This is a genomic window from Oceaniovalibus sp. ACAM 378 (genome assembly GCF_008085915.1).
Lineage (GTDB): Bacteria > Pseudomonadota > Alphaproteobacteria > Rhodobacterales > Rhodobacteraceae > Oceaniglobus.
This window is the reverse complement of sequence record NZ_VSJK01000010.1, coordinates 142268-155055: the sequence shown is the minus strand read 5'-3', so window position 1 is coordinate 155055 and position 12788 is coordinate 142268. Positions and strand designations below refer to the sequence as shown.

Genomic DNA, 12788 nt, shown 5'->3' with positions numbered 1-12788 from the left:
CGAAATGAACAAGCTGCCACTTATACTTGTCATGGCCACAATCGGTCTTGCCGGATGCGGCCAGAAGACCAATCAGACCGTTGACCGGGGATTTGACACCAAAAGCCTGAAAAACCTGACCCGCACGCCGGGCATCTGGGTCGATGGTGACGGGTGCGAACACTGGGCGATTGATGATGGGGTCGAAGGCTATCAGTCCAACAGGCTTGACCGGAACGGCAAGCCGATCTGCGGATTGCTGCCGCCGTTCACGATCAACGGTCCCGACCGCGTCAGTTCACCGGTCCCGGATGCGATCTGATCCAGGGTGATCTGATCCGCCGAAAGACAAAATTGGGCCGTCGCGATATGCGGCGGCCCTTTGGCGTTGTGGATCATGCGGCGTGAACGCTTGGCGACAGCCCGGGGAAAGATGGCTTTCGGTCCCGGCCAGCGCACTGTCCCGCACCACGATTTCAAGCGGTGTTACTGTAGCGACTTAAGGTCGGGCAAGCGTCGCAATCTCCACGCCAACTGGAAAAGCGGCGCGGTCGCCGCCGGATCGATCTTTCAAGCCCACCGCCCCGACCCAAATCAGGCCGACGCTCTGTGGGTGAGGATTTGCCGCGCGATGGCCATGAGAGTTTGCGCGTGGTCCCGCCGGAAACAGCGATATTTCAGTCATCGGTGCAGCTTTCGCTTGCGGGCGTGCCCGAGCCTTGTCACCATATGTTTAATAGATCAGCCATGGAGCATTGCTTGGGCCTTATACCTCCGTCCCCCCCGCCCGCAGATCGCGCCGTCGAGGCGTTGATCGAATTTCAGGACAACCGGCTTTTGATCGATCTCTGTGGAGAGTTCGATGTGAACCTGGCGCGGATTGAACAGCTTCTGGGTGTTCAGATCGTCCGGCGTGGCAACCTGTTGGTTGTGCTGGGTGAACCCGATGCACAGGCCCGCGCCTCGGAGGTTTTGCGCGCGCTGTATTCCCGACTCGAAGCCGGGCGTGCGGTCGACCCGGGCGATATCGACGCCGAAATCCGCATGGTTCCGAACGGACGCGAAACCGCCCCGCGCAACGGCGCATCGGCAGAGCTGTTACAGGGCGACCGGGTTGAAATCAAAACCCGCAAGCGCCTGGTCGAACCCCGCACCGAAGCACAAAAAGCCTATGTGCGCTCGCTTTTCGCGAATGAGATGTGTTTTGGCATCGGTCCCGCAGGCACCGGCAAGACCTATCTCGCGGTGGCCGTCGGCGTGAATATGTTCATCGAGGGCCATGTTGACCGGATCGTCCTGTCGCGTCCGGCGGTCGAGGCCGGCGAAAAGCTGGGCTATCTGCCCGGCGACATGAAGGACAAGGTCGATCCTTACATGCAGCCACTCTACGACGCGCTGAACGACTTTTTTCCGGGCAAGCAGACCGCAAAACTGATCGAGGAAAAGCGGATCGAAATCGCGCCATTGGCCTTTATGCGCGGGCGGACCCTGTCCAATGCCTTTGTCGTGCTGGATGAAGCGCAGAATGCCACATCGATGCAGATGAAGATGTTCCTGACCCGGCTGGGTCGCAACAGCCGCATGGTGATCACCGGCGACCGCACCCAGGTCGACCTGCCGCGCGGGGCGCAGAGCGGATTGCAGGATGCCGAACGCCTGTTGAGCGGAATCGACAAGATATCGTTCAACTATTTCACCTCCAAGGATGTCGTGCGCCACCCGCTGGTTGCGAAAATCATCGAGGCATACGAGGCCGATGGCTGACATCACTGTCGATGTAGTGACCGAGGATGCCCGTTGGGACGGTCTGGGGATCGAGGCGCTGGCGCTGCGGGCCGTGACGGCGGCGCTCGGCCACCTTCCCGACACGCCGTGGGAGGTCAGCCTGCTGGCCTGCGATGATGTGCGGATCGCCACCCTGAATGCCGATTTTCGCGGTAAGGCGGTGCCGACCAATGTGCTGTCATGGCCGTCGGATGAACGTGGCGCCGAGGTGCCCGGCAGCGACCCGGCAGCGCCCGATCCGCGCGATCCTGAACTGGGTGATCTTGCCATCTCCTTTGACACCTGTCAGTCCGAGGCGCAGGCGGGCGGAATCCCGCTGGCTGACCATGTGACCCATCTTCTGGTTCACGGCACCCTGCATTTGTTGGGTTTCGACCACGAACACGATGAAGACGGTGATCTGATGGAGGCACGGGAGACTGCGATCCTGTCGAAACTCGGCATCGCAGACCCTTATCACGCCGAATGATCGCCAATTGGGGGTGACGTACGGACAACACTGACTATATAGCTGTTTCGCGCTCAGGCAGCGCGGGCAACCGGAAAGGGAAAATGGACGACTCAGAGGAAGGGTCCAGAGGGGCTGCGCAAAGCGCGCTTTCCCAGGACGACGACGAACCCCCGCAACGGGGTTTTTTCGGACGATTGTTCGAGGCGTTCAGCCCCGATGAATCGGATCAGGATGGCGCAGAGACGAAGCAATCTCGTGCGCACATGGCATCCGCTTTGCCCGGCCTGATCAATCTGCGACGGATGCGTGTCTATGACGTGGCGATTCCCACGGTCGAGATCGTTTCGGTCCCGGTGGATATCTCGATGGAGGATCTGGTGCATGTGTTTCGCGACAGCGGCATGAGCCGTTTGCCGGTCTATCGCGATACTCTGGATCATCCGATGGGCATGGTGCATCTCAAGGATTTCGCGCTTCAGCACGGGTTTAACGGCAACGACAGGACATTTGACCTTTCGGCGATGCTGCGCCCGCTGATCTATGCGCCGCCCTCCATGCCGATCGGCGTGTTGCTGCAGAAAATGCAGAGTGACCGCATGCATATGGCGCTGGTGATCGATGAATATGGCGGGGTCGACGGTCTGGTCACCATCGAGGATCTGATCGAACAGGTGATCGGCGAGATCGAGGATGAACACGACATCGACGAAGGCCAATACTGGACCGAGGAAAAGCCCGGAGTCTATCTGGCGCTCGCCAAAACTCCGCTGGACGAATTCGAGGCGACGACGGGCCTGAAACTTGTCGAACCCGAAAACGAAGAGGAAATCGACACTCTCGGCGGTGCTGCCTTTGTGCTGACCGGGCGGGTGCCCGCGCGGGGCGAGGTGATCACCCATCCGTCGGGCGCGCAGCTTGAAATCGTCGACGCTGATCCCCGCCGGATCAAACGGATCCGTGTGCGCATGCCGGGATGCGAACGGCTACCGGGCGAATAGCAGAACATGCTGGCGTCCCGGTTAAAGCGCGCTTCCTTCGCGGGGCTGTCGCGGTGCACGCCGATTCAGTCGGCTGTGCTGGCCTGCGCGGCGGGGGCTTTTGCGGCGCTCGGTCAGGTGCCGTTTTCGCAGATCTATCTGGCGATGGCGGGTTTCGCGCTTTTGGCGGCGCTTCTGGTCGATCCGCCCGGGTGGCGGCGCGGCGCGCTGATCGGCTGGTGTGCGGGAATCGGATATTTCGCGGTGGCGCTGCACTGGATCGTCGAGCCGTTTCTGGTGGATATCGGGCGGCATGGCTGGATGGCGCCCTTTGCGTTGCTGTTTTCGGCCACGGGATTTGCGCTGTTCTGGGCGCTGGCCGGGGCGGTTACCGGGGCGGCGACAAGGCCGGGTTGGGCGCGACTGCTGGCGTTTCCACTGGCGTTGACCCTTTGTGAACTGGCGCGCGGATATATCCTGACCGGGTTTCCCTGGGCCTTGCCCGGTTATGTCTGGACGGAAAGCGGGGTTGCCCGGCTGGCTGCGCTGATCGGGCCATATGGTTTGACGCTGGTGACTCTGGCGGTGGCGGCACTGATCGCGGGCGCGGTGCGGTGGCGGACTTTGGCGGGGCTGATCCTGTTCGTGCTTGCAGTGCTTTTGCCAGGCGCCTTTGATACTTTCGCGACACCGTCCGCGCCGCAGATTGCAAAAGATGCGCCGGTGATCCGGCTGGTGCAGCCCAATGCGCCGCAACGTGAAAAATGGGATCCCTCGCGCGCACGAGTGTTCTTTGACCGGCAGCTTGAATTCACTGCCGCCCCCGGTGCGCCCGACCTGACCATCTGGCCCGAAACCGCCATCCCCTGGCTCGCCGAGCCGGGCCTCCCCGCGCTGACTCTGATCTCCGACGCGGCAAACGGCCGCCCGGTGGTCATCGGAGCGCAGCGCAATGAAGGTCTGGCGGCTTACAACAGTCTGCTGCTGCTGGGGCCCGGCGGCGTCATCGTTGAAACCTATGACAAGCACCATCTGGTGCCGCTGGGCGAATACATTCCCTTTGGCGAACTGGCCAGGCTGATCGGGTTGCAAAGTTTCGCATCCCGCGACGGGTTCGGCTTTTCGCCCGGACCGGGGCCACGGCTGGTCGATCTCGGGCCGCTGGGCCGGGCCTTGCCGCTGATTTGTTACGAGGCGGTGTTTCCCCAGGACATGCGCGGCACCGAACGCCCGCGATTCCTGTTGCAGATCACCAACGATGCCTGGTTCGGCACGTTTGCCGGTCCGCAACAGCATCTGGCTCAGGCACGGATGCGGGCGATCGAACAGGGGTTGCCGATGCTGCGCGCGGCCAACACGGGGATATCGGGGGTGATCGATGCACAGGGGCGTCTGCTTGACCATATCCCGCTGGGGCAGGCCGGGTTTCTTGACGTGCAACTGCCCGACGCCTTGCCGCCGACGCCCTATGCGCGCAGCGGCGATCTGCCTGTGGGGGTGTTGCTGATCGTCCTTCTGGCGGGGGTTATTGCCGGGGCGCGACGCCTTGGCGATTGAACCTTTGTGCAGAGCGTTGTAACCGAAAGTATTGCACCCGTCGCAACGGCTTCCTGGCGCGGCGGTTCACACCGATTGGAGCACCACCCATGTCCCGCAAAAATTATGTCTTTACCTCGGAGTCCGTATCCGAAGGTCACCCCGACAAGGTCTGCGACCGAATTTCCGACGCGATCCTTGATGCCTTCCTTACGGAGGAACCCGAGGCGCGGGTGGCCTGCGAAACCTTTGCCACCACCAACCGCGTCATCATCGGCGGCGAAGTGGGGTTGAGCGATCCCTCCAAGCTGAAAGACCATATCGGACGGGTCGAGGCAATTACCCGCGCCTGTATCAAGGACATCGGATACGAGCAGGAAAAGTTTCACCACGCCACCTGTGAAATCACCAACCTGCTGCATCAACAGTCGGCCCATATCGCCATGGGTGTCGATGCCCGCGCCAACAAGGACGAAGGCGCCGGCGATCAGGGAATCATGTTCGGCTTTGCCACCAATGAAACCACGGCACTGATGCCCGCGCCGATCCAATATGCCCATGCCATCCTCAAACGGCTGGCCGAGGTGCGCAAGGACGGCACCGAACCCACCCTGCGTCCGGATGCGAAATCGCAGTTGGCGGTGCGCTATGAAGATGGCAAACCGGTGGGCGTGACCTCGATCGTGCTGTCCACCCAGCACTCGGACGAATCCCAGACAAGTGACGACATCCGCGCCATTGTCGAACCCTATATCCGGCAGGTTCTGCCCGATGGCTGGATCGATGCGGAAACGGTGTGGCATGTGAACCCCACCGGCACGTTCGTGATCGGCGGGCCGGACGGTGACGCGGGCCTGACGGGTCGCAAGATCATTGTCGACACCTATGGCGGTGCGGCCCCGCACGGGGGCGGCGCGTTCTCGGGCAAGGATCCAACCAAGGTCGACCGTTCGGCGGCCTATGTCGCGCGGTATTTGGCAAAGAATGTGGTGGCGGCAGGAATGGCCGACAAATGCACCATCCAGCTCAGCTATGCCATTGGCGTGGCGAAACCGCTGTCGATCTATGCCGATACCTTCGGCACCGGCGACGTCGGCTCCGAGGCGATCGAACGGGCGATTGCCCAGGCGATCGATCTGACACCGCGCGGGATCCGCAATCATCTGGGGCTGAACCGCCCGATCTATGAGCGCACTGCGGCCTATGGCCATTTCGGCCGCGAACCCGAGGCCGACGGCGGTTTTTCGTGGGAAAAGACCGATCTGGCCGAGGCGCTGAAGCGCGCCGTCTGAGCGGGAAAGTCTGAGCGTTTCCGGCAGGGGGCGGCGCGGTATCGCGCTGCCCTTTGTTGCATTGACCTGTCGCGGGTCAATGACCCGTTTTCAGTGGCCGGAGTGATTTTCGGCGTCGGTGCCCCGGGTTTCCACGTTCAACGTCACATCCAGTTCGCCCGCGTTTTCAAACACCAATGTCGCGGGGATTTCTGTGCCTACGGTCAGCGGAGCCGTCAGCCCCATCAACATGACGTGGATACCGCCGGGGGCCAGTTCGATCGTTTCTCCGGCCGGAATATCCACCCCCTCCAGATGCAGCATCTTTGCCACGCCATCTTCCGTGACGCTGTTGTGCAGCATCACGCGGGGGAAGTCGGCGCGCACCTCGATCAGGCGGTCGGGGGTATCGCCAGTGTTGGTGATGGTCATATAGGCACCGCCAGATTTCACCCCGGGGGCGGTCTCAAAGCTTTTCGGATGGGCAACGGAAATATCGCCGATCTGGTAGTCATGGGCGAAAGAGGTTGTGGCAGCCAGACCGAACAGGGCCGCGAGCACCATTGGTTTCAGTGACATGGTGTTATCCTTGATATGCCCGCAGAAAGGTCGCAGGCGCGTGTGATGAGAAGAGTTCAGGCTTCGCTCACGGCAAGGGGCGGCGCACGGGCGGTGTTGGCGCGCAGTTTCGGGCTGTGCGGGGTCGGGCGGGCGCTGTGGCCGGTCCACAACACATGCGACAGATTGGCCGTGTTTGGTGCCAGATCCGGCGCGATGGGCAGAACGGCCGCGACAAGGCGGCAAGCCTCGCACACCGGGCCGCTGTCAGAGAAGCGATGACCGCCGCACAGATCGTCCAGAGTGCCGCCGACAGCAAGAAAAGCCGCCAGTTCCGCATCGCCGGACGCAGGTGCGCGATGCATCGCTCCGACCGTCGCCAGCGCGAAGGCAAGGATCAGGCGCGCCAGGACGCCGACAAGGAGGCTGGACTTGAACATCACCCGATTCATAGGCCTGCGTGGCCAAAGCCTCAATGGTTCCCCATGCCGGTGCCTGTGACAAGTTGCCACCGATTGCATCGGCTACGTTCACCGGGTATCAGCCGCGCCCATGACCGCATCTGAATATCATCCCTCGGGCGCCCCGTGGCGCAACTTTTATGGCCGGTTCAAGGGCAAGACCCTGCGCCGTACCCAGATCGACCTGCTCGAAAGCGATCTTGACGCGCTTTCGCCCGGTCCTGTGGGATGGGACGAAAACCCCGAGCGCAAGCCGCTGGACCCCGCAGCGATCTTTGGCGCAGGGTCCGGCGTCCGGCCCCTGTGGCTGGAAATCGGATTTGGTGCCGGGGAACATATGGTGCATCAGGCGGGTGCCAACCCCGATGTCGGCATCATCGGCTGCGAACCCTTCATCAACGGTGTCGCGATGGCGCTGGGCAAGATCCGGCGGGCGGGGGTCGACAATATCCGCATTCATCCGGGCGATGCGCGCAATATGATGGACGTATTGCCCGAGGCAAGCGTGGCGCGCGCCTTTCTGCTGTATCCCGATCCCTGGCCCAAGGCGCGGCATCATCGCCGCCGGTTTGTCACTCCCGAACATCTCGCACCCTTGGCTCGGGTTCTGGCGCCGGGCGCCCGGTTTCGCGTCGCCACGGATATTCCCGACTATGTGCGGCAGACGCTGGAAGAGGTTCCGCCCGCCGGTTTCACCCTGAGCGAGGCCGACGACCGGGGCACCCCATGGGACGACTGGATTTCGACACGCTATGAAAGCAAGGCACTGCGCGAAGGCCGCAGCCCGCATTATCTGACTTTCATCAGGCAGTGATCCAGAACATCTGAGCGTAATTCCGGCCAACGGCCACTGCCACAAGGCCACGCCCGACCGGCGGGGTATGGAATTCACCACTTTTCCGATCAGCACCGTCACCGTTAGTCTGACGTCATTCAACGAAAGGTCAGGGTTTTCTCTGGCCACATTCAGAGTGACGGAATTTAATCATGCGCCATTTGCCTTTTTTGCTTTTTGTGTTCCTGCTCCTGCCTCTGGCCGCGCTGATCTGATGCTTTGGCCTGCGGTCGATTTCGCGCCTTGCGCCCCCCCACGCCAACGCTAGTATCGCCGCGACTTTCAATAAGGGGGAACGGCATGTCCGGCCACGGCACAGCGATACCGATGACATCACGGCCCTGCGGCCCTCTGACCGGCACCGCCGAGGTGCCGGGGGACAAGTCGATATCCCACCGGTCACTGATCCTTGGCGCGTTGGCGGTGGGCGAGACGCGAATCACCGGCCTGCTGGAGGGCCAGGATGTGCTGGATACAGGCCGCGCCATGGCCGCTTTCGGCGCCGAAGTGGTGAACCACGGCGGCGGTTCCTGGTCGGTGCACGGTGTCGGCACGGGCGGGTTCGGCGAACCGGAAAATGTGATCGACTGCGGCAATTCGGGCACCGGCGTGCGGCTGATCATGGGGGCGATGGCAACAACGCCAATCACCGCCACCTTTACCGGCGATGCATCGCTGAACGGGCGGCCGATGGGGCGGGTCACCGATCCGCTGGCGCTGTTCGGCACGCAGGCCTTCGGGCGCAAAGGCGGGCGGCTGCCGATGACTGTGGTCGGCGCGGCCGATCCGGTGGCGGTGCGATACGTCACGCCGGTGCCCAGTGCGCAGGTGAAATCCGCCATCCTTTTGGCCGGATTGAATGCGCCCGGCGACACCGTGGTGATCGAGCGTGAGGCCACTCGCGATCACACCGAACGGATGTTGACCGGGTTTGGTGCGACCGTCCGTGTCGAGGACACGGATGAAGGCCGGGTGATTACCCTGACCGGCCAGCCCGATCTGCGTCCGCAGGACATCGCCGTGCCGCGCGACCCCAGTTCGGCGGCCTTTCCGGTCTGTGCCGCGCTGATCGTGCCGGGGTCGGATGTTCTGGTGCCCGGTATCGGGCTGAACCCGACGCGCGCCGGGCTGTTCACGACGCTGCGCGAGATGGGCGCCGATCTGACCTATGAGAACGAGCGTGAGGAAGGCGGCGAACCCGTCGCCGATCTGCGCGCCCGGTTTTCCCCCGATATGAAGGGGATCGAGGTTCCGCCCGAGCGCGCTGCAAGCATGATCGATGAATATCCGATCCTGTCGGTCGTGGCCGCCTTTGCCGATGGGCGCACCGTCATGCGCGGCGTGAAAGAGCTGCGGGTAAAGGAATCCGACCGGATCGATGCGATGGCCAAGGGCCTGCGCGCGAACGGGGTCGAGGTCGAGGAGGGCGAGGACTGGTGGATCGTTTCCGGAGCCGGTCCCGGCAAAGTGCCCGGCGGCAGCACCGCAGCCGCGCGGCTGGATCACCGGATCGCGATGTCGTTCCTGATTCTCGGCATGGCAGCGCGCGAGGGTGTCACGGTCGATGATGCCGGGCCGATTGCCACCTCGTTTCCGGTGTTCGAGCCGCTGATGACCCGGCTCGGGGCTGATCTTTCGCGCGTGTAACAGCGTTGGGAACAAAGGCGGTCGGTTCGAGGGCGTTCCAGCCTTTTCAACCACCGTTTGTCCCGATACTCTGATCGCCCGGTCCGCTGACGGCCCGGCACATCTGCAAGCGGAGCATCATGGCGTTCACAGTTGCAATCGACGGCCCTGCGGCCAGCGGCAAGGGCACAGTCGCGCGGGAAATTGCCGCGCGTTACGGGTTCGCCCATCTCGACACCGGTCTGTTGTACCGTGCGGTCGGGCGGCTGGTACTGGCAGGGGCCGAGCCGGTCGATGCGGCGCGAAGCCTTGCGCGTGCCGATCTGGACCGGGACGACCTGCGCGACGCCGAGGCCGCACAGGCGGCCAGCCGTATCGCCGTGATCCCCGAGGTCCGCTCGGCTCTTCTTGACTTTCAGCGGGCGTTTGCCCGGCGCGATGGCGGCGCGGTGCTGGACGGACGCGATATCGGCACGGTGATCTGCCCTGATGCCGAGGTAAAGCTGTTCATCACCGCCAGTGACGAGGTGCGCGCGACCCGCCGGTTCGAAGAATTGCGCACTGGCGGCGCGGAAACCGCGCTGACTGCGGTTTTGGCCGATCTGCGGCAACGCGATGCCCGCGACCGGGCCCGCGATACCGCGCCGCTGAAACCCGCGCGTGACGCGCTGTTGATCGACACCACCTCGATGACCATCGAGCAGGCCGTGTCGGTTGCCGCCGCTGCAATCGAACGGATTCGCAACGCCTGATCGCCATTGCAAATCGCGCGACGGACGATATGCGAGCGCCTGTTCGGCGGCGCGGTCTTGCCACGGCGGCACCGGTGCCATATACGCGCGGTGTCAAGGGGCGGCACAGTCCCGGACAGAGGATGCGCAGGGTCGGTTGATGCCGGCCCTTCCTTGTTTTCTGCCCCGACCAATTGAAGCCAAAGACCGTCGGAGACAACCGTTCGGCCAGAAAAATGACCACAAAGGAACAATACGCCACATGAGCGCCAACACAACGATGGAGGAATTCGAAGCCCTCCTTAACGAAAGCTTCGAAATCGACACACCCGACGAAGGGTCTGTCGTCAAAGGCAAGGTCATCGCAATTGAAGCGGGACAAGCCATCATCGACGTCGGCTACAAGATGGAAGGCCGCGTTGATCTCAAGGAATTCGCAGAGCCCGGTGAACAGCCCAACGTGCAGGTCGGCGACGAAGTCGAAGTCTTCCTGCGCCAGGTCGAGAACGCCAAGGGCGAAGCCGTCATTTCCCGTGAAATGGCCCGCCGCGAAGAAGCCTGGGATCGTCTGGAAAAGGCCTATGCCGACGAAGACCGTGTCGAAGGCGCGATTTTCAGCCGGGTCAAGGGCGGTTTCACCGTCGATCTGGGCGGCGCCGTGGCGTTCCTGCCCGGTTCGCAGGTCGATGTGCGCCCCGTGCGCGATGCCGGACCGCTGATGGGTCTGAAGCAGCCGTTCCAGATCCTGAAAATGGACCGTCGCCGTGGCAACATCGTTGTGTCGCGCCGCGCCATTCTGGAAGAATCCCGTGCCGAACAGCGCGCCGAAGTCATCGGCAACCTGCACGAAGGCCAAGCGGTTGATGGTGTCGTCAAGAACATCACCGAATATGGTGCTTTTGTGGATCTGGGCGGAGTCGACGGCCTGCTGCACGTCACCGATATGGCATGGCGCCGGGTAAACCACCCCAGCGAGATCCTGTCGATCGGCGAGACCGTCAAGGTTCAGGTCATCAAGATCAACAAAGAAACCCACCGTATTTCGCTGGGCATGAAGCAGCTTCAGGCGGATCCGTGGGATTCGGTCGAAGCCAAGTTCCCGCTGGACTCCTCGCACACTGGCCGCGTGACCAACATCACCGACTATGGCGCATTCGTCGAGCTTGAGCCCGGCGTTGAAGGTCTGGTCCACGTGTCTGAAATGTCCTGGACAAAGAAGAACGTGCATCCCGGCAAGATCGTTTCGACCTCGCAGGAAGTCGAAGTCATGGTTCTGGAAATCGACAGCGCCAAGCGCCGTGTGTCGCTTGGCCTGAAGCAGACCATGCGCAATCCGTGGGAAGTGTTCGCGGAAACCCACCCCGAAGGCACGGTTGTCGAAGGCGATGTCAAGAACATCACCGAATTCGGCCTGTTCGTCGGGTTGGAGCACGACATCGACGGCATGGTCCACCTGTCCGACATCAGCTGGGACCAGCGTGGCGAAGAAGCCATCCAGTCGTTCCAGAAGGGCGACGGGGTCAAGGCAGTTGTCACCGAGGTGGATGTCGAGAAAGAGCGCATCAGCCTGTCGATCAAGGCGCTGGACGATTCGTTCACCGGTGCCACCGAAGGCGTCAAGCGTGGCTCGATCATCACGGTCACCGTGACCTCGATCGAGGATGGCGGCGTCGAAGTGGAGTATGAGGGCGCGAAATCCTTCATCCGTCGTTCCGACCTGTCGCGCGACCGGGCAGAACAGCGCCCCGAACGCTTTGGCGTGGGCGACAAGGTTGACGTTCGTGTCACCAACGTCGACCAAAAGACCCGCCGTTTGGGTCTGTCGATCAAGGCGCGCGAAATCGCCGAAGAGCAGGAAGCAGTTCAGCAGTACGGTTCGTCCGATTCGGGCGCATCGCTGGGCGACATCCTGGGTCGTGCCCTCAAGGGCGAAGACTGATCCGGTAGCCTGCCGATAAGAAAATGCCTCCTGCGCCCAGCGCGCGGGGGGCCACAAAGCCTTACGATATCATTACGCGCACCGCCCCCTCTGCTGCTGGTTGCGCCCGAATGTGCGCATTTGCCGTATCGCGAATCACTTGGCATATCCGGCGCGCAAAACCTGATCAGCCTCGGCGCAACCCGTTGACGCGATGTGATTTCAGCGAATTTGACGCAATCACCCGCCATTTCTCCGCTTAAAGACCGCCGAGATGATCCAGCGCATATTCCCCGCGCGACCATTCCCTTATATAGTTCTGACAAAGAAGTGGGGAATCTCCCGCTCAAACCGCACTCCACGGGGGGATGGCGCATGATCCGGTCGGAACTGATCCAGAAATTATCAGACGAAAACCCGCATCTTTATCAACGCGATGTCGAAAAGATCGTGAATACGGTTTTCGAAGAAATCATCGGTGCCATGGCCCGGGGCGATCGCGTCGAACTGCGCGGATTTGGTGCCTTTTCAGTCAAGAAGCGCGATGCGAGAGTGGGGCGGAACCCACGTACCGGTGAATCGGTTGACGTGGATGAGAAGCATGTGCCGTTTTTCAAGACCGGCAAGCTGCTTCGCGACAGGTTGAACGAGGAATAACCG

Annotated in this window: 13 protein-coding genes and 1 riboswitch; of the genes, 11 read left to right on the top strand and 2 right to left on the bottom strand. The window is 62.2% G+C overall.

The window, feature by feature from the left end; translation table 11 throughout:
• Positions 1-4: 4 nt before the first annotated feature.
• From FQ320_RS15055 to metK, 6 genes are all read left to right on the top strand, one after another.
• The gene (locus FQ320_RS15055; RefSeq protein ID WP_148473680.1) at positions 5-301 is read left to right on the top strand and encodes a hypothetical protein; all 297 of its coding nucleotides are present in this window, start codon (positions 5-7) and stop codon (positions 299-301) included.
• Positions 302-738: 437 nt separating this feature from the next.
• Positions 739-1743, top strand: a complete 1005-nt coding sequence (locus tag FQ320_RS15050; RefSeq protein WP_255509527.1) for a PhoH family protein — start codon at positions 739-741, stop codon at positions 1741-1743.
• Positions 1736-2233 (top strand): rRNA maturation RNase YbeY, encoded by a 498-nt coding sequence (ybeY, locus tag FQ320_RS15045; RefSeq protein WP_148473678.1) that lies wholly within the window; start codon positions 1736-1738, stop codon positions 2231-2233. Before FQ320_RS15050 ends, ybeY begins: the two co-directional genes overlap by 8 nt.
• Positions 2234-2316: 83 nt before the next feature.
• Positions 2317-3213: a CBS domain-containing protein gene (locus FQ320_RS15040; RefSeq protein WP_148473676.1), complete on the top strand. Its 897-nt coding sequence runs from the start codon at positions 2317-2319 to the stop codon at positions 3211-3213.
• A 6-nt stretch (positions 3214-3219) separates the two neighbouring features.
• Positions 3220-4749: an apolipoprotein N-acyltransferase gene (gene lnt, locus FQ320_RS15035; protein WP_148473674.1), complete on the top strand. Its 1530-nt coding sequence runs from the start codon at positions 3220-3222 to the stop codon at positions 4747-4749.
• Positions 4750-4783: 34 nt separating this feature from the next.
• A riboswitch (SAM-SAH riboswitch) is annotated at positions 4784-4832 on the top strand.
• Positions 4833-4838: 6 nt separating this feature from the next.
• The gene (gene metK / locus FQ320_RS15030) at positions 4839-6020 is read left to right on the top strand and encodes a methionine adenosyltransferase (RefSeq protein WP_148473672.1); all 1182 of its coding nucleotides are present in this window, start codon (positions 4839-4841) and stop codon (positions 6018-6020) included.
• A 90-nt stretch (positions 6021-6110) separates the two neighbouring features.
• On the opposite strand, the gene FQ320_RS15025 is transcribed toward metK, so the two are convergent.
• Both FQ320_RS15025 and FQ320_RS15020 read right to left on the bottom strand, forming a co-directional pair.
• On the bottom strand, positions 6111-6578 hold the full coding sequence (locus FQ320_RS15025) for a copper chaperone PCu(A)C (RefSeq protein ID WP_148473670.1): 468 nt from the start codon (positions 6576-6578) through the stop codon (positions 6111-6113).
• 56 nt (positions 6579-6634) lie between these two features.
• A complete protein-coding gene (locus FQ320_RS15020) occupies positions 6635-6997 on the bottom strand; it encodes a hypothetical protein (protein ID WP_148473668.1) in 363 nt (120 codons plus the stop codon).
• 112 nt (positions 6998-7109) lie between these two features.
• On the opposite strand from FQ320_RS15020, the gene FQ320_RS15015 reads away from it, so the two are divergent.
• The 5 genes from FQ320_RS15015 to ihfB all read left to right on the top strand — a co-directional run bounded on the left by FQ320_RS15015 (position 7110) and on the right by ihfB (position 12785).
• Positions 7110-7832 carry a tRNA (guanosine(46)-N(7))-methyltransferase TrmB gene (locus tag FQ320_RS15015; protein WP_148473667.1) on the top strand — a complete coding sequence of 241 codons (723 nt, stop codon included), beginning with the start codon at positions 7110-7112 and terminating at the stop codon, positions 7830-7832.
• A 321-nt stretch (positions 7833-8153) separates the two neighbouring features.
• Positions 8154-9500: a 3-phosphoshikimate 1-carboxyvinyltransferase gene (gene aroA, locus FQ320_RS15010; protein WP_148473665.1), complete on the top strand. Its 1347-nt coding sequence runs from the start codon at positions 8154-8156 to the stop codon at positions 9498-9500.
• 119 nt (positions 9501-9619) lie between these two features.
• Positions 9620-10231, top strand: coding sequence for a d(CMP) kinase (locus FQ320_RS15005; protein ID WP_148473663.1), 612 nt, complete (start codon positions 9620-9622; stop codon positions 10229-10231).
• 241 nt (positions 10232-10472) lie between these two features.
• Positions 10473-12149 carry a 30S ribosomal protein S1 gene (rpsA, locus tag FQ320_RS15000; RefSeq protein ID WP_148473661.1) on the top strand — a complete coding sequence of 559 codons (1677 nt, stop codon included), beginning with the start codon at positions 10473-10475 and terminating at the stop codon, positions 12147-12149.
• A gap of 354 nt (positions 12150-12503) precedes the next feature.
• Positions 12504-12785 (top strand): integration host factor subunit beta, encoded by a 282-nt coding sequence (gene ihfB / locus FQ320_RS14995; protein WP_148473791.1) that lies wholly within the window; start codon positions 12504-12506, stop codon positions 12783-12785.
• The last annotated feature ends 3 nt before the right edge of the window (positions 12786-12788 follow it).

Bases quoted from the DNA above. Each gene is read 5' to 3' on its own strand.
- lnt (WP_148473674.1), top strand. From the start codon at position 3,220: ATGCTGGCGTCCCGGTTAAAGCGCGCTTCCTTCGCGGGGCTGTCGCGG.
- FQ320_RS15020 (WP_148473668.1), bottom strand. From the start codon at position 6,997: ATGTTCAAGTCCAGCCTCCTTGTCGGCGTCCTGGCGCGCCTGATCCTT.
- FQ320_RS15015 (WP_148473667.1), top strand. From the start codon at position 7,110: ATGACCGCATCTGAATATCATCCCTCGGGCGCCCCGTGGCGCAACTTT.
- rpsA (WP_148473661.1), top strand. From the start codon at position 10,473: ATGAGCGCCAACACAACGATGGAGGAATTCGAAGCCCTCCTTAACGAA.
- FQ320_RS15005 (WP_148473663.1), top strand. From the start codon at position 9,620: ATGGCGTTCACAGTTGCAATCGACGGCCCTGCGGCCAGCGGCAAGGGC.
- ihfB (WP_148473791.1), top strand. From the start codon at position 12,504: ATGATCCGGTCGGAACTGATCCAGAAATTATCAGACGAAAACCCGCAT.
- ybeY (WP_148473678.1), top strand. From the start codon at position 1,736: ATGGCTGACATCACTGTCGATGTAGTGACCGAGGATGCCCGTTGGGAC.
- FQ320_RS15040 (WP_148473676.1), top strand. From the start codon at position 2,317: ATGGACGACTCAGAGGAAGGGTCCAGAGGGGCTGCGCAAAGCGCGCTT.
- FQ320_RS15055 (WP_148473680.1), top strand. From the start codon at position 5: ATGAACAAGCTGCCACTTATACTTGTCATGGCCACAATCGGTCTTGCC.
- FQ320_RS15025 (WP_148473670.1), bottom strand. From the start codon at position 6,578: ATGTCACTGAAACCAATGGTGCTCGCGGCCCTGTTCGGTCTGGCTGCC.
- metK (WP_148473672.1), top strand. From the start codon at position 4,839: ATGTCCCGCAAAAATTATGTCTTTACCTCGGAGTCCGTATCCGAAGGT.
- aroA (WP_148473665.1), top strand. From the start codon at position 8,154: ATGTCCGGCCACGGCACAGCGATACCGATGACATCACGGCCCTGCGGC.